General features: G+C 33.3%; 16 protein-coding genes. 6 read left to right on the top strand and 10 right to left on the bottom strand.

Going from position 1 to position 20,618, the window contains the following annotated elements; all coding sequences use genetic code 11:
* Positions 1-52: 52 nt before the first annotated feature.
* Positions 53-244 carry a hypothetical protein gene (locus tag ACHRWY_RS17020; RefSeq protein WP_395356280.1) on the bottom strand — a complete coding sequence of 64 codons (192 nt, stop codon included), beginning with the start codon at positions 242-244 and terminating at the stop codon, positions 53-55.
* Positions 245-586: 342 nt separating this feature from the next.
* Here ACHRWY_RS17020 and ACHRWY_RS17015 point away from each other — a divergent pair, with 342 nt between their 5' ends.
* Positions 587-1,558, top strand: coding sequence for a hypothetical protein (locus ACHRWY_RS17015; protein ID WP_395356279.1), 972 nt, complete (start codon positions 587-589; stop codon positions 1,556-1,558).
* A gap of 110 nt (positions 1,559-1,668) precedes the next feature.
* On the opposite strand, the gene ACHRWY_RS17010 is transcribed toward ACHRWY_RS17015, so the two are convergent.
* Positions 1,669-2,085, bottom strand: coding sequence for a helix-turn-helix domain-containing protein (locus tag ACHRWY_RS17010; RefSeq protein ID WP_395356278.1), 417 nt, complete (start codon positions 2,083-2,085; stop codon positions 1,669-1,671).
* A 439-nt stretch (positions 2,086-2,524) separates the two neighbouring features.
* Between ACHRWY_RS17010 and ACHRWY_RS17005 the strand changes: the two genes are divergently transcribed.
* Entirely contained in the window at positions 2,525-2,941 is a 417-nt protein-coding gene (locus tag ACHRWY_RS17005) for a lipocalin family protein (RefSeq protein WP_395356277.1), read from the top strand.
* 99 nt (positions 2,942-3,040) lie between these two features.
* Here the strand turns inward: ACHRWY_RS17005 and ACHRWY_RS17000 are convergent, their stop codons facing one another.
* The 3 genes from ACHRWY_RS17000 to ACHRWY_RS16990 all read right to left on the bottom strand — a co-directional run bounded on the left by ACHRWY_RS17000 (position 3,041) and on the right by ACHRWY_RS16990 (position 10,226).
* Positions 3,041-7,021, bottom strand: a complete 3,981-nt coding sequence (locus ACHRWY_RS17000; protein WP_395356275.1) for a PAS domain S-box protein — start codon at positions 7,019-7,021, stop codon at positions 3,041-3,043.
* Between the two features lie 12 nt (positions 7,022-7,033).
* Complete coding sequence (locus tag ACHRWY_RS16995) at positions 7,034-7,483, bottom strand: response regulator (protein ID WP_395356274.1); 450 nt, start codon at positions 7,481-7,483, stop codon at positions 7,034-7,036.
* Between the two features lie 397 nt (positions 7,484-7,880).
* Complete coding sequence (locus ACHRWY_RS16990) at positions 7,881-10,226, bottom strand: mechanosensitive ion channel family protein (RefSeq protein WP_395356273.1); 2,346 nt, start codon at positions 10,224-10,226, stop codon at positions 7,881-7,883.
* 248 nt (positions 10,227-10,474) lie between these two features.
* On the opposite strand from ACHRWY_RS16990, the gene ACHRWY_RS16985 reads away from it, so the two are divergent.
* The gene (locus ACHRWY_RS16985) at positions 10,475-12,076 is read left to right on the top strand and encodes a Na+/H+ antiporter (RefSeq protein ID WP_395356271.1); all 1,602 of its coding nucleotides are present in this window, start codon (positions 10,475-10,477) and stop codon (positions 12,074-12,076) included.
* 24 nt (positions 12,077-12,100) lie between these two features.
* Here the strand turns inward: ACHRWY_RS16985 and ACHRWY_RS16980 are convergent, their stop codons facing one another.
* The 5 genes from ACHRWY_RS16980 to ACHRWY_RS16960 all read right to left on the bottom strand — a co-directional run bounded on the left by ACHRWY_RS16980 (position 12,101) and on the right by ACHRWY_RS16960 (position 18,886).
* A complete protein-coding gene (locus tag ACHRWY_RS16980) occupies positions 12,101-12,949 on the bottom strand; it encodes a thiopeptide-type bacteriocin biosynthesis protein (RefSeq protein ID WP_395356270.1) in 849 nt (282 codons plus the stop codon).
* A gap of 3 nt (positions 12,950-12,952) precedes the next feature.
* The gene (locus ACHRWY_RS16975; RefSeq protein WP_395356268.1) at positions 12,953-15,151 is read right to left on the bottom strand and encodes a lantibiotic dehydratase family protein; all 2,199 of its coding nucleotides are present in this window, start codon (positions 15,149-15,151) and stop codon (positions 12,953-12,955) included.
* Positions 15,148-16,824 carry a S8 family peptidase gene (locus tag ACHRWY_RS16970; RefSeq protein WP_395356267.1) on the bottom strand — a complete coding sequence of 559 codons (1,677 nt, stop codon included), beginning with the start codon at positions 16,822-16,824 and terminating at the stop codon, positions 15,148-15,150. Before ACHRWY_RS16970 ends, ACHRWY_RS16975 begins: the two co-directional genes overlap by 4 nt.
* 9 nt (positions 16,825-16,833) lie before the next feature.
* On the bottom strand, positions 16,834-17,013 hold the full coding sequence (locus ACHRWY_RS16965) for a hypothetical protein (RefSeq protein ID WP_395356266.1): 180 nt from the start codon (positions 17,011-17,013) through the stop codon (positions 16,834-16,836).
* A 154-nt stretch (positions 17,014-17,167) separates the two neighbouring features.
* On the bottom strand, positions 17,168-18,886 hold the full coding sequence (locus ACHRWY_RS16960) for a helix-turn-helix domain-containing protein (RefSeq protein WP_395356265.1): 1,719 nt from the start codon (positions 18,884-18,886) through the stop codon (positions 17,168-17,170).
* A gap of 371 nt (positions 18,887-19,257) precedes the next feature.
* Between ACHRWY_RS16960 and ACHRWY_RS16955 the strand changes: the two genes are divergently transcribed.
* From ACHRWY_RS16955 to ACHRWY_RS16945, 3 genes are all read left to right on the top strand, one after another.
* Positions 19,258-19,419: a hypothetical protein gene (locus ACHRWY_RS16955; protein ID WP_395356263.1), complete on the top strand. Its 162-nt coding sequence runs from the start codon at positions 19,258-19,260 to the stop codon at positions 19,417-19,419.
* Positions 19,420-19,483: 64 nt separating this feature from the next.
* The gene (locus ACHRWY_RS16950) at positions 19,484-19,609 is read left to right on the top strand and encodes a hypothetical protein (RefSeq protein WP_395356262.1); all 126 of its coding nucleotides are present in this window, start codon (positions 19,484-19,486) and stop codon (positions 19,607-19,609) included.
* Between the two features lie 73 nt (positions 19,610-19,682).
* Positions 19,683-20,477 (top strand): type II CAAX prenyl endopeptidase Rce1 family protein, encoded by a 795-nt coding sequence (locus tag ACHRWY_RS16945; protein WP_395356260.1) that lies wholly within the window; start codon positions 19,683-19,685, stop codon positions 20,475-20,477.
* Positions 20,478-20,618: the final 141 nt, after the last annotated feature.

Genomic DNA, 20,618 nt, shown 5'->3' with positions numbered 1-20,618 from the left:
TAAAATTTACTTTCCCCTAATTTAGTAATTATTTATAAACTAAATATTTTATTTAGTGATCATCTGGCGGCGGTGGCGGTGGAGGAACTGTGCCATCGCCGGGACCATCGGCATATGAAGGTGTTTTAGGATTATGATTCTTTTTTATCTCATTTTTCGTTTGAGTTTCATATTCATCAGCAGTGCAAGAAAACAATGTAGTACTCAATAGCACAAACGCACCCAATATTATTAGTTTTTTCATCTTTTTAGGATTTAAAAATTAAGCATGAGTATTGCCGTCCGGAGTCCATCCGGATCTTGTTAAAGCAATAATCATTTCGTGTTTTGGGAAGTGAAGCACGTAGAACAGTAAGATTTATTTATACTTCCCGGATAAATTTCGTCTTACGGTTTTCCGTACTTTTAATTGAACTAGTTTTGTATTTTTGTTTTAATACGATATCGAATCAGAACTAATTCTGAGGCAAAGTAACAACGCTTGTAAACCTTTATCGATACGGAATTCCGGGATGTCCGAACTTTCCTGAGATCTCCTAAAAAACCTGAAAAGTCCTAGAAAAAATCCTGAAAATCCTGAAAGCTTATGGAAAAAATTACTCGAGAAAATATTGAAAATCTTTATAAGGATGCTATTAGAGCAAAATATCAGAAAGAAAAAGAGGGAGGAGAATATTATAACTTTTTAGAGATTCCAGGACAAGCTAGTCTAAGGGATTTATGTTGGAAAATTTTTAAATCTAATCCTAAAGCTGATGATTTAAAGGTATACTTTGATTTTTTTAAGTTTGAATTTGATCCAAAAGAAGAAAATACTTCAACGCAGTATACAGACAAATTTAAAAAAGTAGGTACTTTTTATAAAGAAGGAAAGAAACCAGCAAAAAGTAGTACCATAGAGTTAGCTGCAATTTTAGTTGATTTTAAAGCAAGACCCTTTAATAAATTTAGAATTCAAAATTTATATGGAGATGAAAATCAAAGTGAGAATGAAAACCACCCAGAAGTATCAAATGCAGAAAAGGAACAAAGTGAAAGCTCCGGAGATCTGGAATTATTTCTTGATAAAAAAGAGAGAGAAAAAGGAATTGGTCTTGAAGTAATACAACCAACATCAACGCAAATAAATTCATTTGCGGGTGTAGAGAAGAAACCAAAGAAATCATGGGAAATTCCACCAATAAATTGGAAATACACTACTACGGTAGCTTCAATATTTTTATTTATAGGATTTGTAGTGGTCTATTTCGCTTTTCCAAATAAGGAGTGTATGCAATGGTCTGGCGACCATTATGAAATTGTAGATTGTGAATTGAAAATACAAGACGTAGGAAGCTTTAGTAACATTGAAATTTTAGATCCAACTCTTGTTAATCTTAAAAAACTGAAAGTGTGTGATACCACAACGTACTTTGATAAAAACGGAGTTGCTATTATATGGTATGCAAAAACAGCAAATGGAGTAGATTTTTTTAATATTCATGGCAGGCATCCCGAAAATAATAGTCCGTTGAGGCCTGTGACGCATTATATACTGAATAAGTATGTAAAAAAGTAAACACTGCAAGTCATTTTATATTCCGTTATCTTTCGTGATGTAACTAAATAAAAAAAGGACGAGGCTTCGTATGAAACCTCGTCCTTTTTTTTTGATATGTTTACAACGGATTATTTTCCGTTTAATAATTTCTCTACATATTCGAGTTTGTCTTTTTCAGCCTGCAATAAACGCTCATAAAGTTTTTTGTTTTCGTCGTAAGCTTCAATCAATTTATCTAATGGATTGAAGGTACAATTATTTGCAAAGGCACCTTGACTACCATTTTTACTGTTATCATATAAAGTATTAAAATAATTAATTGCGGCTTCGTCTGAAAAGTTTTTAATGGCTTCGACACTTACGCCCAGGGCTTTTGCTACTTCAGTAAGTTTTTCATCATCTACAGTTTCACTATTTTCTATTGCAGATATCGTTTGTTGGTTTGTTCCCATAGCTTGCGCCAAAGCTTCCTGCTTCATATCCCGAAGTTCACGAATACGGCTGATTTTTCGCCCTATATGATTTTGTTTTGTAAATGTGCTCATAATTCAAAGATAATAATTAAGTATAATCTGGCAATATGTAAAAAACATATTAGGCACGATACCATACCGTTAAAATAATCTGATACCGTTCAATCCATTACCGGCTCGCCTTTATAAAGTAAAAATACAATTTTTAGCAGATGTAATTATTAAAACACGACAACTTGTTTCAATAAAAACGGAGTACCTGTTACAGGATATGCTAAAACCGCAAATAAAGCAGATTTTTTATGATGCGCCTGGCAAAGATCCTGAGTTGTAATTATTGCGCTTTATATTTTTTTGAGATAAATACTACTGCATTTCTTGCAGTAATGCTATTTAGTAAAGCAATTCTTTAAACTTAAATGAAATTATGTAAATCAAACCGAAAATTATAGAACATTGTTGGAAGACTTTAAAACTAATTTAGCATAAAATAATTTTAAAGAAATCAAACATGAAAACTAAAAGAATATTATTCGGATTATTATTGAGCATTGGTTTATTTGCAGCATCTTGTAGCAGTGATGACAATGACGGGGAAACAATCATTCCAATTCAGGGGAAATACAACCTAAGCCAGACCGGAACAATTATTGACGGAAAAGAAGTGCTTATTAATGCTCCACAAAACACAACAGGATGTCCTAGTGATTATTTAGATCTTAGATTGAGTAATGCAGCAGTGATGGGGGATTATTCTGGAAGTAGCTGTTCTCTAACAGAAACTACAGGGACTTACGTGAGATCTCATAATGATCTAACTATTAGTGTTGGTGGTTCAAGTACAACCAGCGACATCATGAACCTTACGAATAAGGAATTAAAAATTAAAGATAAAACTACGGGTATCATTACTGTTTATACAAGATAATTGTAACCAAAGTAAAATCTTTGATTCTTAACGGGATTCAAAATAAAAACGGAAATGACTTCTTAAAGTTATTTCCGTTTTTTTTATGAGTATATATTTTTAGAGTACCGGTATATAGATGTCAAAAGTGGCGCCTTTGTTTTTTTCTCCTGTTGCGGTAATCACTCCGTTGTGGTTTTCTACAATTTTTTTAACGATGGCAAGCCCAATTCCTGTTCCGGTATATTCGAGTTTTCCGTGTAAACGCTGAAAAACTTCGAATATTTTTTTGTTGTACTGAGGTTCAAAACCAATACCGTTATCTGCAATACTAATATGGCAGTAAAGGACTTCTTTGGCTAAGGTTTCGTTGTTTAGATCTTCTCCTTTAGCAAATGTACTTTTTATTTGTATTACCGGGCGAACATCGGGATTTGAAAATTTCAATGAATTACTGGCCAGATTGTATAATAATTGCCTGAATTGAAACGGGATAATACTTACTTCGCAGGTTTCATTACTTTCGATTATCGCATTTTTTTGTTCCAGCTCTTCTCTCAGGTCTTCTTTGACCTCATCGATAATTTTAGAAAGGTTTACTTTTTCGAATATTCTTTCCTGAATGTTGGTTCTGGAATACGAAAGCAAATCATTTATAAGGGTTTGCATGCGTTGTGCAGCATTTTGCATACGCTGGAATTTGTCTTTTCCGTAATCTGATAAATTCTCTGATTCTTTTTCTATAATTTGTGTGGCAAAGGTTTGAATTTTTCGTAGCGGTTCCTGCAAATCGTGGCTCGAAATATAGGCAAACGACTGAAGTTCTTTGTTCATTTGCTCCAGTTCTATATTTTTATGCTCCAGTTCTTTGGTTCTGGCAGTAACTTGTTTTTCTAACTCCTGGGTAAATGCTTTTTCTGTCTGTATATCGGTAAAAGCCCCAACCCATTTAATGATTTTATTGTCTTTGTTCAGGACAGGTTCGCCAATTACAGCATGCCATCTGTAGGTTCCGTCTTTTCGTAAAACCCTGACATCTGCGCGATATACTTCTCCGGTAGCTAAACTGTTACTCCAGATTTTATTGTTTTCGTCAAAATCATCAGGATGAATCATGGCTTTCCATACCGCTTCGCCGGTAGGGACAACGCCTGTATATTCGAACCATTTACCAGAAGTAAACAAGGCATTTCCTTTTTCGTCTGTTTCCCAGATAAGCTGAGGTATACTTTCGGTCAGGGAACGGAATCTTTTTTCGCTTTCCTCTATTTTTTTTCGGGCTTCGACTTTTTCAGTAACATCAATCAGGGTTATTTTTATACCTGAAATCGTATCGTCTAACTCACGTTGTGGGGCATATTCAAAATCGATGTACATTTTATGTTCAGTATTATCATGATTTAAATAAAACAATGATTCTGATTCGGAGTGTACATTTCCGGTTGTGTAGACTTCATTTAGTAGTCGGGCATATTTCTGTTTTTTGAGTTCCGGAAATACATCTAATATGTTTTTGCCCTGAACATCACTTTCTTTTTTTCTCCAGATATTTTTCAAAAGTGCAGCATTGGCCATTTCAATAACCATATCCCTGCCTTTAAGAATCGCTTTGGGAACAGGGGATTCCATGACTAGTTTACGGAACCTTTTTTCGCTGGCCTCAAGTTCCTGCTGGTGATTTTTTTCATCGGTGATATCCCGTACAGTGCCTAATAGTTTTTCAGGAGTAGCATCGGGGCCGTAAAATACTTTTCCTTTGGCTTCAACCCAATGAATCGACTGATCTTCCCAGATTAGTCTCACTTCATATTGAAGATATCCTGATGAAATGGCGTCTTTAAAAGCTTTTGCCCGAATGTTTAAATCGTCGGGGTGAACATGACTCAGTAATTGTGCATGGGTTAAATTTACCTTATGTTTACGACCTGTAATGATCTCAATATATCTTGTTGAATACTGTAGTTCTTTTGTTTTTACGTGTAATTCCCAGGTACCCAGTTCGCTGGCTTCGACTATTATGTTAAGTCTTTCTTCGTTAAGTTCTGTTTTCTTTCGGGCTTCGACTTTTTCAGTTACTTCGGTCACCGTTACTATCACACCTGAGATTTCTCCGTTTTCTTCTTTTAAGGGATGGTATAGAAAATCAAAATAAAAAATTTCCTGTTTTCCATATCGGCTTAACGGAATTGGCAATTCATTTCCATGAAAAGGGATGCCTGTATTTAAAACATTATCTAAAAGGGAACTTACCGATTCTCTTACTTCGGGCAACGAATCGAATAATGGCCTGCCTACAAAAGTTTTTTCTTCTCTGTCTACAAGTTTCAGATACGATTCATTGGCCATTTCAACAATATGTTCCGGTCCTCGTAAAATGGTGATGCCAACAGGTGCCTGTTTTACGGTATTACGGAAACGTTTATCTGCTTCTTCAATTTTTTGTCTGGCAATTACCTGTGGGGTATTGTCAAGTACCCAAATCGCAATTTTGGTGACTTTGCCTTCAATGTTTTTCAGCGGGGCATATACAAAAGTAACATAGACGGTTTCTTTGTTCCCGTGCCTGATTAGTATCATTTCGACTTCATTGGCAAAAAAAGGAACGCCTTCTTTTACTACTTTTTGAAGTGCCTCTTCATAATAAAGTTTTACCTCGGCAAAAGTCTCCCAATAAGGTTTTCCTGCAATTTCTTCGCGGGTCTTTCCGGCTACCTCAATAAAGCTTTCATTTACAATTTCGCTTATTAGAGTATCGGCATCCAGTACGCAAATACCAATTGGCGATTGCAAAACCATGCTTTGTAAGTTTTGTTCGCTTTCTTCAATTTTTTTCTTGGCTACGTTGAGGTCCGTCAGATCGACCCCCGTGTTCATTACACCATAAACGTTTCCGTTTAAATCATATATTGGTGTTAAGCTGTAATTAAAATAATAGGTCCCTAAATTCCCGTCAACTGTCAGGTCCAGTGGCGTATTTTTGGTATGAAAAGATTTTCCGCTGGTTAAGACTTCATTAATCTGTTCAAAAACCAATTGATTGTCCAGTTCGGGAACCACATCTTTAAATGATTTTCCAATGACATCATTGCCTTTTCCCCATACTTTGATGATAGAATCATTGGCGAGTTCAACCATCATTTCTTTCCCTGTGTATAAAGCAATTGGAAAAGGGGCATTTTCAACCAGTTCTCTTACTTTTTGTTCACTTTCTTCTATTTTCGAACGCGAAACGACTTGGGCAGTTACTTCTATGGCAATGCCTACAACGCCGGAAATACTTCCGTCAGCTTCTCTTAAGGCTTCGTAAACAAAATTTAAATAAGTATCTTCTATTTTGCCGTCACGTGGCAGCTTAACCAGTTGTTCATTGGCAATAAATTTTTTTCCGGTTTTGTACACATTATTCAGTACATCTTCGAGATATTGATTCCTTGTTTGCGGGAGGGCATCAAAAACAGGTTTGTCAAGAATTTCGCTGGCTTCAACTCCCCATAACTGAATCATTTGATCGTTGGCAATTTCTACAACATGATTTTCTCCTCTCATGACACACATGGCCACGGGAGCCTGCATGATATTATTTCTAAATCGGGCATTGCTTTCTTTTAGCGCTGCTGTAGCCCTTACTTTTTCTGTAGTTTCGATCACCGTAACCAAAAGGCCGCCTACTGTGCCATCTTCTTTTTTTATGGGGCTGTACGAGAAATCGAAATAGCAATCTTCATCATATCCATTTCTGTCTAATGTTAATTTAAAATCCGGAAAACTAACCGAACTTCCTTTCATAACATCATAAAACATAGGGGCAAGGGTATCCCAAACTTCTGAAAATGTAATTTGAGAACTAATTCCCAAGGCTTTAGGATGTTTGGAACCCAGAATCTGACTATAGGTATCGTTGTATATTTGCGTAAAATCGTCACCCCATACTATTAACATTCCAAAGGGGTTGTTGAGCATTAGGGAAACAATGGTTTTGAGACTTTGAGGCCAGTTGCCAGGATCGCCTAAAGATGTTTTACTCCAGTCTTTTGAGCGTATCAATTTGCCCATTTCGCCACCATCGGATAGAAAATAATGTTTATGATCTGTAAAGCTCATTCTGGAAACAAATTAGGGTTGGAGTATAAAATGCTCTCTTAAAGGTCGCTTAAAATTATTTTGGGAGGCTATGGTAAGCGCATTTTCGATCACTTTTTTTAATTTAGAAAATTCGCCGGGTTTGCGAATGTAATATGTTGCCCCTTTTTCATACATGATATCGACAATTTCATTGTCGAGCGAAGTCGAAAAAATAATGACAGGAAGTTCTTTAAGTTCTGCTCTTTCTTTTATTTCTGTCAAACATTCAGAACCGTTTTTACGGGGCATATTCAGATCCAGAAAAAGAAGGTCCGGTAAGTTACCGGAGAAATTTTTAGCTAAAAAATCCATAAGCTGTACGCCGTCATTAACAGTCACAAGAGATACAGGAAGCGATAATTCATCCAGTGCTTCTTTAAAAAAAGCGCAATCATCTTCATCATCATCAGCTAGTAATAGATTGTAATGCTGTGTATTCATTTTGAATATTATAAAATTTAATATGTTGATCCGGTTCCGGGATTTTTCTGGATTTACAGAAAGTACCGTTAGTGTACACTTTTATCTGTTTGAAATTCAGTGTTTTTTCTAATTGAAATAATGCCTCGTCTGAGCTTTTTTTTCTCGTATCCCAAAGGCATTTAAATCCCAAAAGGATATTATTCTGCTAAGATAAGATTAATTGTATTACAAATAAACATGTATATTTCAATAAATTTAACTCTTTATCGTCTAATTCTGTAATCGTTTTGTTTAAAGTTTAACATCTTTTAAAACAGAAAGTTGTGTGTTTTAGTTGCTGATTCTGGAAATAACATAAAAAAAATCCGTCAAACCTTTAATTTGACGGATTTTAAGAAAATTCTAAATTGTTTTTTTATGTCGATAAGGTTAAACCTTTTTCTTTAAAATTACTAAAAAGTACCTGGCGGGCTGTACTTATTGTTTCTTCGGTACGGTAAATGCTGCACCAGAATTTGATTTGCAGGTTGAATTTCCCCTCAGTAATAGCCGTGTAATAAATTTGCGGCGGTTTAGCATTATTTACTAAATCCATGCTTTCAAGCGATTCTAAAATCAGGGTATTAATTTCTTCGGGCATAATCTCGCCGCTTACTTCTGCAGCGATTTCTACCAGTTTAAAATTATCTGTATACGTCCAGTTGGTAATGTTTTGCGACAATAAATTACCATTCGGGATAATGATCTCGGCACCGTTTGCCGAATTGATTTTGGTGGTACGCAATCCCATCGATTTTACACGACCGGATTCAGAAGCAATATTGATAACGTCTCCAATTTGTATGGGCTTGTCGAAAATCAGGATAATACCCGAAACGAAATTGTTAACCACACTCTGAAGTCCAAGTCCAACACCAACACCCAAAGCTCCCAGTAAAATACTTAATTTATCCAATGGCATTCCGGATGCGGCAACAGCCAAAAGATACCCGCAAATTAAAACCACCAATCTTGTAATCAATAATTTAGAATGCTGTTTTTTGTTGATGTTTTCTTCGTTTTCATCGTCAACTTCTCCAAAAAAGTACGCTACGTAATTTTGCAATAAATGCGCCAGCCAGATAATGATAAAAAACAATACAATGTTTCCTAACGTAAAAGTGATGCTGCCTATGGTATTGGGATGGCTTAGTAATGAATTTAAACCGGCGCGTAAAGATTCCCAGATGTTTAAGTTGGCTGCGATTACGACAATCCACATATAACTAATTACGATGATAAAAGGTTTTTTGAGTGTTTCAGACAGGCTTTCGAAATCAAAAATCTTTTCGATACCACGTTTAACCCTGGTGGTATAAATTTGTAAAAGGATAATTTCTAGTACAATTTTTAAAAGCACACTTAGCGCCACAATTTGGGTAAGTGATATAAAAGCCGTTAAGCTTAACATATTGGCAAGTGAAACCCTTCCGAAAAGATTATTTAGCAGTGCCAGAATATTTAGCCCAATAAAAATAATTTTCGCCCATTTAATGAATCCTTTAATGTAAAGCTGATCTTTAAGACTTTTAATCTGAACCAGCCCATAACGGATTCCTAGTATATTGATGACGATAAAAGCACAACGTTGTATAAAACCAACGGCAATAAATAGGTCTAAGAAACACAGCACAAAAAATAATACCAGCAGAAGTGACCAATTGCGCATCGACGCTTTTGACCATTTATCTTTAAACAGAAAAGTGATCAGCCCCAGCAGAACCAGCTGAATGAGTTCGATAAACATGGCCGGTGCATATAAATTACTCACCACGGCAATATTAAGGCCAATGACAGCTACCGGAATAATCACGCCACGATTTAAATATTTAAAGTTAAACTGAGACAGATTGTCTGCATGTCCGTTATTTTTCAGGTATTTTAAGTTGCGTGAAATATACCAGCCCAATAAACCCATTAGTAAAACCAGCGAAATTAATCCGCCCGCCCTGTAACTCAGATAATAAGCAGCGACATTTTCCTCAATAATTATTTTAGCCTTAATATTTTGTCCCACTATTTTTTTAGCTGCAGAATCGCGGCTCCATAAAGCGGGATATTCTTTTTTCAGCATGCTTATTCCGGATTGTTCCAGTTTACTTTCGACTATAATTAAAGCATTCGAAACGGCAATTTTTCTTTCAACAGTCAGTCTTTTATTTTTGTTTAAAATACCCTGGTTTTTGGTCATTAAACTGTCCGTGCTCAGGTATCTGTTTTTAAGATTGGCGAATTCGGTTTTAAATTGTTTACGACGAATAGTGTCTTTCAAAAGTCCCATTAGGGTTTTGTCCTTGCGCAAATCAATAACCCTGCTTTTGATTTTTTCAAGATTCTTATTTCTTAAGTTGATTGCCGTATTTTGTTCGTCAAGCTCCTGTTCGATTTCTTTCAGGACAATACGGTACATTTGCTGGTTGCGCACATTGGGATTTGCCCCTTTTAAACTTGCCAGAATGAGATCAAGTTTACTTTGCGTTCTTTTAATTTCTCCAAACAAACGATGGCTGTTTCCATCAAACTCCGTGTCATTATGAGCAGATTCCAAAACCTCTCCGGCTTTTTCGATCGATATTAAATAATCACTGTCTGTAGTCGTTTCATCAAAAAGTTTGGAACGATTTTCAGTTTTTGGCGGTGCGGTTTGCGAGTAGGTAAGTGGTGCGTAAAAAAAGACGGCTAATAAGGCCAGTAAACCAATAAAATTTCTTTTCTGAATCATAATTTGTGGCAATGTATTTAAGATTCAAATGTAATTTTTTTTAAGATATTTATGACTTAAAGGGATAATAAAATTTGGTTAAGAGATTTTGATGAATTGGGTTTAATGATGTTGTGTATAATTTTTTTTGCGACTCCCGATAGCTATCGGAAGTGGCAAAAAAAGAACCCATAAAATCATAGTCACAACAAACCTTTAAAAATATTATATTCGTACCCTAATACCAGAATTACCAAAACAATCACAAAATGGAAAATATTACCGTAATTATCATGTTACTATTTGGCGTCGCATTCCTAAGCCTGATCAGTAAAAAATACAATTTTCCTATTCCGATTGTGCTGGTCCTTTGTGGTGTCATTATTAGCGTTATTCCGGGACTTCCGGTTATTGCTTTAAGTCCGGAGGTTGTTTTTATTGTCTTCTTGCCGCCACTTTTGTATCATGCGGCATGGTACACGAGCTGGTCTGATTTTAAGCAAACCATTCGGCCTATTACTTTGGCAGCCGTTGGTTTGGTACTTTTTACCACTGTTGCCGTCGCTTTTGCTGCCCACATGTTAATAGATGATATCTCCTGGCCGTTAGCTTTTTTACTGGGTGCGATTGTTTCGCCTCCTGATGCGGTTTCGGCGACTTCTATTACAAAAGGTTTGGGTTTACACCCCAGGTTGATTGCGATACTCGAAGGCGAAAGTCTGGTAAACGATGCCAGTGGTCTTGTTGCTTACAAATATGCTTTGACTGCCATTACTGCCGGAAATTTTGTACTCTGGCAAGCGGGACTGAACTTTGTTGTGATGTCGGTTTTAGGAATTGCCATTGGTTTAGGCGTAGGATATATCATGAGTTTTATTCATAAAAAGTTTGTCTGCGATGAGGTGATCGAAGCGACTTTGACTTTGCTGACGCCTTTTGCATCCTATTTAATTGCCGAACATTTTGAAGCTTCGGGAGTTTTGGCCGTTGTGGCAACCGGACTTTTTCTTTCGGCAAGATCAGGAACGATTTTTACGCACGAAAGCCGAATCATGACGGGAACCATCTGGAGTGTTTTAACCAACATCTTAAACGGACTGATCTTTATCTTAATCGGGTTGCAGCTGCGCCAGATTATCGAGGGAATCGGGGATTACTCCGGCTGGTCTTTGTTTGTCTGGGGCGCTTCGGTGAGTTTGGTCGTGATTTTGGTGCGTTTTTTATGGGTGATTCCGGCGACTTTGCTTCCAAGATATATCAGTAAAAAAATCCGCTTGCAGGAAGAATTCGATTTCAGGAATATGATTGTTTTTGGCTGGTCCGGAATGCGTGGCGTGGTGTCGATGGCGGCTGCGTTGGCATTGCCTTTAATGATGAATGAAACCGAAGAATTCCCACTCCGAAACCTCATCATTTATCTGGTGTTTTGTGTAATTCTTTCCACCTTAGTCATTCAGGGACTGACTTTACCCTGGCTGATTAAAAAACTAAAAATCGAAAAATATTCTATCCTTGCCGAAGAATACGAGATCCGAAACATTATCGTTTCGCAAACCATTACGCATATCGAAGATAATTTCTCCTTACTCAACGATGACTTGCTCCACAACATCAAAAGCAAATACGAAGTAAAATTCAACCGCCTTCAAAAAACGGAACTCCCTGCCAACTTCTTCGGAAAAGGAAATGTAATGGGAGGGGAAATTTTCAACGATTTCACCAAAATACAAATTGATCTCCTGAATGTTGAACGCAATAAACTGGAATCGATGCATAAAGCAGGTTCTGTCAATGAAGAGATTTTCAGGAAGATTGAGAAAGAACTGGATTTGGAGGAGACGAGGCTGTGGATGGAGATGTATGAGGATTGATGAATACTCTAATATTTCTGAATGCTATCTTTTGTAGTTTAAAGTTTTATAGTATCGATACATGTGGTCATAAATAATAAGTTCATATATTCTTTGTTTTGATGTATATTGTCTATTAATCATCATATGAATGTGACTTGATAGAAAATCATTCAACGGAATTTCGATTTTCTTTATTATTTTTAAAGCTATGTCTTTGATTTGATTTGACCTTTCGTTTACAATATAAAAGATTTCGGGAATAGTATTTTGATCTGAAGGTTCTAAAAAACGTTCTAATTGCGGATATAATGATCGATAATGGATGTCCATTTTCTTTTTTTGAATTTTATCTGTTTCAAATTCTTTTTTAAAAGCAATCTGAAGTTCATTCATGAAAGTCAGCTTCTCTAAAGAGGACAGCATAAACAAATTTAAAAAAGAGTCAATGGCCAAAAAACTAAAAAAAAGTGGCATTTCTTTCTCCAAAAAAGAAGGTTTCAGGTTCAAATATTTTAAAATCATCTTACTGTCTTTCCAAAAAAGAAATTCAGAATAATACATCGTTTCTTTCCCATATCTTTCGATTTCTCTTTGATAGGTATCAGTCTGTATTTTCCAAATCAAATTTTCATCCATAAGTTCTTTAAAAACAGAATGAAGTGCCTTGATAATTAGAGCTAAATTATCAGTATCATCGACCAAAAAACGAAGTCTTATATGGTTTTCAGGATCCCTATATCGTATAAAAAACCATTTTTGTATCTTTTTCTTTCCTTCTAAATAAGATATAACAGGGTTTAGTTTTTCTAATAAGATAGAATCGGCTGTCATAATACCGGTATAAATTTTATAGTACAACCATTGACTGCCTAAACAAAAATCTCTTTGCATTTTTTATTCTTTGTAAAATGATACTATAAACTGATTACAAAAAACATCGTTATTTTTATTCTTCACAACAGATTCTTTTGTAAATAAAAATTCTTCCAAAGTAATTTTTTCCCGGTTTTGAACTGATTTTAAAAATAATTCCACTCCAATCTCAGTTTCAAAATCAAATAATAATGTATTGTCTCCGCTAGTCCAGTTTATATATTGAGGAATATTTCGGGAGGACCTCCATATTAAAAATTTTTCATAAGATTGTTTATCATTGATTTTATAAAAAGCTGCTATCTCTTCTTTTTTTATAATCCATTTAGCTTTTGATAAAATAATATCCCGGTACATTACTCTTGGAAAAAAATTATAATGTTTTTTTAGAACACCCCAGTCAAAAGAATCAATTGGCTTTGATTGTTGCGCTTGCAGGTCGCATAAAAAATGGTAAATAGGCAAAGAACCTTTAGCAAAATTATGGGCATTTGATAAGCAGGGAATCACTTCTTTATGGTGCTTTTTTGAGAACACTATTATGGTATCATTTTTAACAGAAACCAATAAATCGTTCAGATCAATAGTTTGATTCTCAGAGACACCAGATTTTGCTAAGTAGCTTATTTCATGATTTCGTAAAACAGGCCGGCGTAATATGTTTCCTGTTCTTGATTCCGGAATATGAACCACTTCCGCCATTATTTTATCTGAATAATAAGCTTCTTCTTTTTGGATTATTTGTTTAGTTAAAGTATGAATAGCCGGATTTATATTACAAAATCGGCCTAATAATTTAGCAGCACTAACATTTCCTGAAGATTCGATTATGATTTTATCCTGATCAAGAACTTCAATCATTACAGAGAATGTGGCAGGCAGATCTTTACAGTCAGTATTAAAATCGATAAAATCATGCTCACTTAGTGCTATTACTTTTTCATCTTTTAAGATGCATTCCTGCATTTTTTTCTGCAAAATAAAGTCATAAGAAGTCCAAACCTGATTTTCCTCTTTTGATTCTTTAGGCTTAAGCTTAAGAAATTCCAGGATCTCATGAGTGTCATTCATATCCTGATTTTGAAGATAACCAATTCCTGTTTCTGTATCTAAAACTGTTGTGAGCGGCATCATTTTGCTCTCATATCTTTGAATAAATGCCTTTTTAAAATTTTCCTGATTTTGAAATTTTTTTTTAGTTTGAATTCCATTCAAAAAATGAAGAGCCTGTACTACTTTTTTGGAAACATTTACATTTACAGTATTTACAGCAGCAATTGAATTTAAATCGGTCTGAAAAAGGTATTTGTCTTCAAACTCAATTCCTGTTTTTTTGATATCGTATTTGATTTCTTCGTATTCTTTTTCAGAAGGGATAAGAACTGTATCTAAACCGGAAAGTTTCTTTTTGATTTGTTCTAAAATTTCATATTCTTTATCCAGGGCGGGGATTTTCTTAATAAGAGATAAAACCCTGTTCCATTCATTATCTCCCGTAACAACCACATCCAGCTCACTTACTAAAAATTGAAAATCGATAAGTTTTAAAATAAATTCATAGGCTTCTTGCTTTTCACTTTCATTATCTGACAAAAGAACAACCATTTCTTCAATAGAGATTCCTGATTTGGCATTATAAAGCAATTTAGTTAGCGCAACAGATTTTCGTAAGGCTGTAATACTGTGTTCTCTTTTTGTTTTTACATATTTATACTCTACATATCTATAGAATTCCCCAATTTTATAGATACTAGTATTGGGATAAAATTTCAAATGTGGCTTTACTTCTTTTTTATTCGCAATTTCTTGCAGCAACGTACTCCAAAATTGCATGTCAAATTGCGTAATACGTTGAAATTTGTCAGAATCCTCCAGAATAATTTTAGTTTCGGTTGCTATTCTCCCCATTGAACAGCCTGCAAACAGACCAAAAGGGGTACATCTGGAGGACATTCTGGCTAAATATTTTAAAAAAGTAATCTCTAATTTTTTTGCTTTTTCATCAGATAAATGCGAGTCATTTTTTACCCATTTATCGAGTTCTTTTATCAAATCCGGAGAAGCCAGATGAATAGCTTCTCTGATTAAAGGGTTTTGATACAGTTCTTTTGCTTTTCCTTCTGAATAGTTTTCGATAGTGTCAAGATACAAAGACAAAGGTAATAGGGGAGTTCTTAGTACATATTCATTAAAAGGCAGAATTTTGTAGTCTAATGTCATTTTTTCTTGTTGTTCACTTCTTTGGCTAATTTCATGGCGTTGTAAACATTTAAAACTTTACCTGATTTGGATAGTTCTGAGAAGGGAACTTTTTTATCTTTTGTTCCCGGTACAATCACCTCTAAATTATAGGGTGTTCCCGAATCCAATATAATTTGTTTTACCTCAGTAGCTGTAAGATTTGGATAATAGGACCAGATTAATGCTGCTGTACCTGAAACCATTGGAGCTGCTAGCGAAGTGCCAGAATCAAATTTATAAGTATTACCGGCAGCAGTCGTGTAGATTTCTTCTCCCGGAGCAAATAAATCAACATTTTCCTTACCATAATTTGAAAAATCAGAAACAAAAGTCGTATTTAGTCGAGTTGATATTGACCCAACATTAATAAAATTATTACAGATCTCTGCACTTCCGTCAAAATTATTATCACTAGGATAAGTAGGATTTTTATCAATGTCAAAACTTTCATTTCCGGCAGCATGTACTAATAAAACATTGTGCTTTTCTGCATATTTAAAAGCTTCTGAAACCCATTGCTGGCGTAATGAAAATTCTTTTATAAATGACATATTAATCACTTTTGCTCCATTATCAACCGCATAGTAAACTGCCATTGCAATATCTTTGTCATGTTCGTCTCCCGAAAAAGAAATAGTAAGTGGCATAATTTTGACATTTTCAGCAATTCCTTTAATTCCAAGATTATTATTTCTCTTGGCGGCAATAATGCCTGATACTTTTGTATTATGATCCTGAAAAGATCTATGTCCTTCCTTAGAAATAGTTATATTCTTGCTGCCGTACCCTTTTTCTAAAATGTTAGGATTATCTCCTATAAATTTTCTTTCATCAAAATTTATATTCAGATTTTTATTTACGATAGAATCTGTTTGAATTTTACTTTCAATAACTTCTGTCAATGTCTGTTCATTAGACTCTAGTCTAAACATCAAAAAGCCAATCATTGCTCCCAGGTCTCTATCATTATTTTCTCTTCGCTGACGAAAAGTTTTATCATTTATTTTGTGAATTTTGTACAAACTATCCAGTTGTTCATAAGTGTAATCTTCTTTAGGAAAATAATGTCTCAAGCTATCTTTGGCAATAGGGAAAATATTAATACTATACTTGAGAGATTTTAACCTGGTTTTATAATAGCTTGATTCTTCCTCCAGTTTTTTTTTCGCGCGTAGATACTCCTTATAATAAAATAGGTCGTCTTTAGAAACCGTAGTTTCTGTTTGATTCTCAAACTTGTTTTGAAACTCTCTTACTAATCTTACATATTCAAAATTCCCCCAAACAATATAGCTATCCTTTTTTGCAGTAAAATTCCATCCCTGTATATCATCTACATATCCATTTTGGTCATCATCAAGATTATTATTCGCAATTTCTTTTGTGTTTAACCAAATTTCATCCTGTAGATCTTGATGATTTTTATCAATTTGCGTATCAATTACAGCAACGATAATAGTTTTTTTTGCCTTCTTTTTATTTTGTCTGTACCATTTATCTAAAGAGATTCCGGGTAAACTATCTATCTCAAAGTCTTTACAGTACCAGGTTTCTTTAAAATCTTTTCCTGTTTTTAAATTAATAGTTTCTTTTGAAGATTTGCAACCAAATAAAAGAAGACAAGCAAAACAAATCACGTATATTATTTTCATTCTGCGGTTTTATTGTTCCTGATCCTTTTTTCTATTGCAACGATTACTAGTTGCTGTACCTGTATCTGGATCAGGATCTTCAAGATCAATTTGTCCACCATTAATCAAATGCATATTTTTTAGTTTGGCAAATTCCATTTTTTCTAAATCAAACTTATTGCTTTCTTTTTTAGAGTTATTAGTCTTCATATTTGTTTTTTTATAATGTTATCGCACAAATATAAATTTTGTTTAATATGAAATACTAAATTCTAGTTTCTATTTATCGAAATTCAGGAATTTCGGTATCAAAGAAAACATTATTAAATATTTAAAGTGTTTAAAATTATTGATTATTAAGTCTTTATGTTTTATTTAGTTTTTCCAATTGCTTTATGAAATAAACAGGCTTAATACCTGATTTTTTATAAAAAGCAGTTGAAAATGATTCTGCATTATTAAAACCAAACTCAATTGCCAGGGCCTGAATGGTATATTTTTGCAATTTAGGATCTTTTTTTAAAGACTGTAAAGCATATTCAATTCTTAAATCATTAATGTATTGTATAAAAGTTTTTTCTTTATAAGTATTAACCACTTTAGAGACATATTTACTATTTGTTTCAAAAGTATCTGATAGTGACTGAACGGTAATATTTGATAATAAATATCCTTTTGTTATTTCAAACTGATTTAACTTTTTTAATATCTGTTCGACAAGTTCTTCGTTGATGCCAATGTTTTCTATTCCAGATTTAATAGTTTTAAATTCTTTTTTACCTGTTTTGATCGTTTCTGGTTCACTAATATTTGTTGATGTATGCATTACTTTTTCGAATTGAACATACTGTCTTTTTTTTGTTTGATATTGATAAAATCCGAAACTTGTGGTGGCTATTACTAATAAAAATAATAAACCAATACCCCAATATGATTTAGTCTTATCATTTGTAAGTTCTTGTATCAAATTTTCTTTTTCTAAGATTAAATTGGGAGTGTCATATTCTTTTTGCAGTTTTTTAGTTAGTTCTTTATAATTATTCTGCAAAATACTATCAATATTCATGTATTGAGAAAGATACTTTAGCTGGTTTTCTTTGTCTTTTTTATTTTTAAAATAAGAAATTAAATAGAGGTACCCACTTGTGAATTCAGGAGTTATTCTTTTTGTTTTATTATAAATAGAATCTACTTTCATAAAGTTTTCGACAGCTTTATTCTTTTTTCCTAAACCATCATACGCTTTTCCTAAATAATAATAAGAGGCTAAAATATTTTCTGCATTTTTATAGAAAATCATTTTCGGCAAAGCTTTCTTAATACTGTCTACAGCGGTATTATACATTTTTTTTTCTACCAGATTGGCTCCTTCATTTAACACAAAAAGGGCATTATATTCATAATCTTTGGTAAGTTTTGATTCATGATATCCTAATCTATTGTAGTAAGTTGCTGAGTCAGATTGTTTCAATGCCTTGTATGCATCTGCTAATCCAAATAGAACATCTTGGTAGTTATATGAATATTTATCATCTTCGACATTTTTTTCTTTATAGTAATTAAAACACTCTTTGTATAATTTTAGTGCTTCGTTTATTTCTCCTAATTCTTCGGATCTTAAAACTGCTATAGAATATTTTACGTCGTAATAAAAATCAGTATTATTTTTTTTAGCAATACTTTCTGCAAGTAAAAAATTATCTATAGCTTCTTTGTACTTAGACTGATATTTTAACTCATAAGCTTTTCTGGAATAAGCATAAGCAGGATACTTTACATCATTCAAATTTTTAGAATACTGAATTGTACTGTCTAAATAACGAATAGCTGTATCTCCTTTACATAATAAAGAAAGCAAATACCATCCTGTTGCCTTTTGAATTGAGTTGTTTTCTTTGTTTGCCTTAGCTAAATAAGCATTAGCATAGACCAACTGTTTATTTTCATCTTTCTCATTCTTTTTAAAAAACTCTTTTAATTCCTGATATGAAAGATTTATAAGTTTCTTTTTTGGAGGTTGAGCTAATATAAAAATAGGAAATACTATAAAAAAAAAGATTTTTAGAAACCTAAAGTGAGTCATAGTTTTTTAATTTCTGACAAAAATATAGTATCGGTACAGAATTTAAGGCATAAAATCTTAAAAATAATAAATTGTTAAGTTGTTGATAAATAGCTCTTTGTGTTTTATTTTGTCTGAAATTCAGGAATTCCGTATCGAGATTCCTGAATTTCGCTATGTAACAATTGTAGAGATTATGATGTTTCTCTAGTTTTGACATCAAGAAATTGAGATACATTTTTCAGTTTGATATCGCTGCAAGAATTTAGATCAGTTTCTTAAATGTAATTGGCCAATTACAGGGGATGTATTCAGCTTTAAGTACTTCTTAAAAATACTTAGCAATTTGGTAAAAAAGTTACCAAAAATGTTTAACCATTAAAACATACATTATGAATTTAGAAAAATTAAATTTAGTAGAGCTTAATGCTCAGGAAGCACAAGAAGTTGAAGGCGGTTACTGGTGGCTTCTGGCAGAAGTTGCATATGAACTTATATATGCGCAAGACGATGTCAAAAAAGGATACAATGCCGCAAAAAACCTTATGAAATAAATATAAATAATTAAATAAATAAAAAATAAATATGGAAAATTTAACAGCCCTAACGAACGAAGAGATGAACCAAATTGATGGAGGTTCACTTATTGGATTTGTAATTGGATTTGTAGGATATTTTGTAGAACAGGCAGCAGATGTTATTGCAGCTCATCCAGTAGGAGGTCCTAGACGTTATGAAATTTAATCTGGTATAGACTAAATCACAGTATTATCCTTTTAGTAAAAACTTTAAGGATAATACTATTTTAATTTACAATATGAAAAAAATATTTAACTTTTACGTTAGAGCCTTTTTAATTATATCTTTTATATCCATACCTTTTATTTTTGTTGCTTTTGAAGATTTAAATACAAAAACATTCAGTTATAAAATATGGATAGCTACATTTTGTCCTCAATTTATATACATACTATATTTAATCAGGAAAGAAAAATTATATGATAATTTTAAAATTAATTTTTTCCGTACAGGTATCTATACTACTACAATTTTGCTTACTTGTTTGATACCGTTTATTGTCTATTTTTTTCTTATTGGATTTAAATTAATCAAAGTCTACAACTATAATAATTGGGATATTGAAATTATTATTTATTTTATTTTAATATTTCTTTCAGCATTGTTAGAGGAAATACTATTCAGATTTATTCCTTATAAAATGCTGGTTAACGATATTTCAATAAAAAATATAATATTGGTTTCTCTATTTTTTAGCTTTTTTCATTTATTCAATCCCAATACCAATATAGTAGGTTTGGTAAATGTTGCGATAGCAGGTGTTTTTTTTAGTTTGATTTACTTAAAAAGTAATTCAATTCTATTGACTAGCTTCATACATGCATTTTGGAATTTCTCAATAGGTTGTTTATTGGGCAGCAATATTAGTGGTATAAAGGTAATAAGCATTTTAGAATATGTTCCTGAAAAACCGTTTTTTTTAAGTGGAGGAGACTTTGGATTTGAAGGATCGATTGTAACTACTATAGTTTTTTCAATCTCCTGTTTCTTTTTATATAATTTAAAGCCAAACGAATTTTTCAAAAATATATGAAACAAATGAACTTCAGTTCAGACGCAATAAATACACTTGAAAATCTTATTGCAAAAAACAAAACAAAAAGCTTTTCGATTTACCTTATTATTGTTTTAGCAATCTTAATTTCTTTAGTATTATTACCCCTAATAAAAGTAG

It is taken from the genome of Flavobacterium sp. FlaQc-48 (assembly GCF_044007335.1).
Lineage (GTDB): Bacteria > Bacteroidota > Bacteroidia > Flavobacteriales > Flavobacteriaceae > Flavobacterium.
The sequence above is the reverse complement of the archived record's forward strand: the minus strand, read 5'-3'. Positions and strand labels throughout refer to the sequence as shown.

Bases quoted from the DNA above. Each gene is read 5' to 3' on its own strand.
- ACHRWY_RS17020 (WP_395356280.1), bottom strand. From the start codon at position 244: ATGAAAAAACTAATAATATTGGGTGCGTTTGTGCTATTGAGTACTACA.
- ACHRWY_RS17015 (WP_395356279.1), top strand. From the start codon at position 587: ATGGAAAAAATTACTCGAGAAAATATTGAAAATCTTTATAAGGATGCT.
- ACHRWY_RS17010 (WP_395356278.1), bottom strand. From the start codon at position 2,085: ATGAGCACATTTACAAAACAAAATCATATAGGGCGAAAAATCAGCCGT.
- ACHRWY_RS17005 (WP_395356277.1), top strand. From the start codon at position 2,525: ATGAAAACTAAAAGAATATTATTCGGATTATTATTGAGCATTGGTTTA.
- ACHRWY_RS17000 (WP_395356275.1), bottom strand. From the start codon at position 7,021: ATGAGCTTTACAGATCATAAACATTATTTTCTATCCGATGGTGGCGAA.
- ACHRWY_RS16995 (WP_395356274.1), bottom strand. From the start codon at position 7,483: ATGAATACACAGCATTACAATCTATTACTAGCTGATGATGATGAAGAT.
- ACHRWY_RS16990 (WP_395356273.1), bottom strand. From the start codon at position 10,226: ATGATTCAGAAAAGAAATTTTATTGGTTTACTGGCCTTATTAGCCGTC.
- ACHRWY_RS16985 (WP_395356271.1), top strand. From the start codon at position 10,475: ATGGAAAATATTACCGTAATTATCATGTTACTATTTGGCGTCGCATTC.
- ACHRWY_RS16980 (WP_395356270.1), bottom strand. From the start codon at position 12,949: ATGCAAAGAGATTTTTGTTTAGGCAGTCAATGGTTGTACTATAAAATT.
- ACHRWY_RS16975 (WP_395356268.1), bottom strand. From the start codon at position 15,151: ATGACATTAGACTACAAAATTCTGCCTTTTAATGAATATGTACTAAGA.
- ACHRWY_RS16970 (WP_395356267.1), bottom strand. From the start codon at position 16,824: ATGAAAATAATATACGTGATTTGTTTTGCTTGTCTTCTTTTATTTGGT.
- ACHRWY_RS16965 (WP_395356266.1), bottom strand. From the start codon at position 17,013: ATGAAGACTAATAACTCTAAAAAAGAAAGCAATAAGTTTGATTTAGAA.
- ACHRWY_RS16960 (WP_395356265.1), bottom strand. From the start codon at position 18,886: ATGACTCACTTTAGGTTTCTAAAAATCTTTTTTTTTATAGTATTTCCT.
- ACHRWY_RS16955 (WP_395356263.1), top strand. From the start codon at position 19,258: ATGAATTTAGAAAAATTAAATTTAGTAGAGCTTAATGCTCAGGAAGCA.
- ACHRWY_RS16950 (WP_395356262.1), top strand. From the start codon at position 19,484: ATGAACCAAATTGATGGAGGTTCACTTATTGGATTTGTAATTGGATTT.
- ACHRWY_RS16945 (WP_395356260.1), top strand. From the start codon at position 19,683: ATGAAAAAAATATTTAACTTTTACGTTAGAGCCTTTTTAATTATATCT.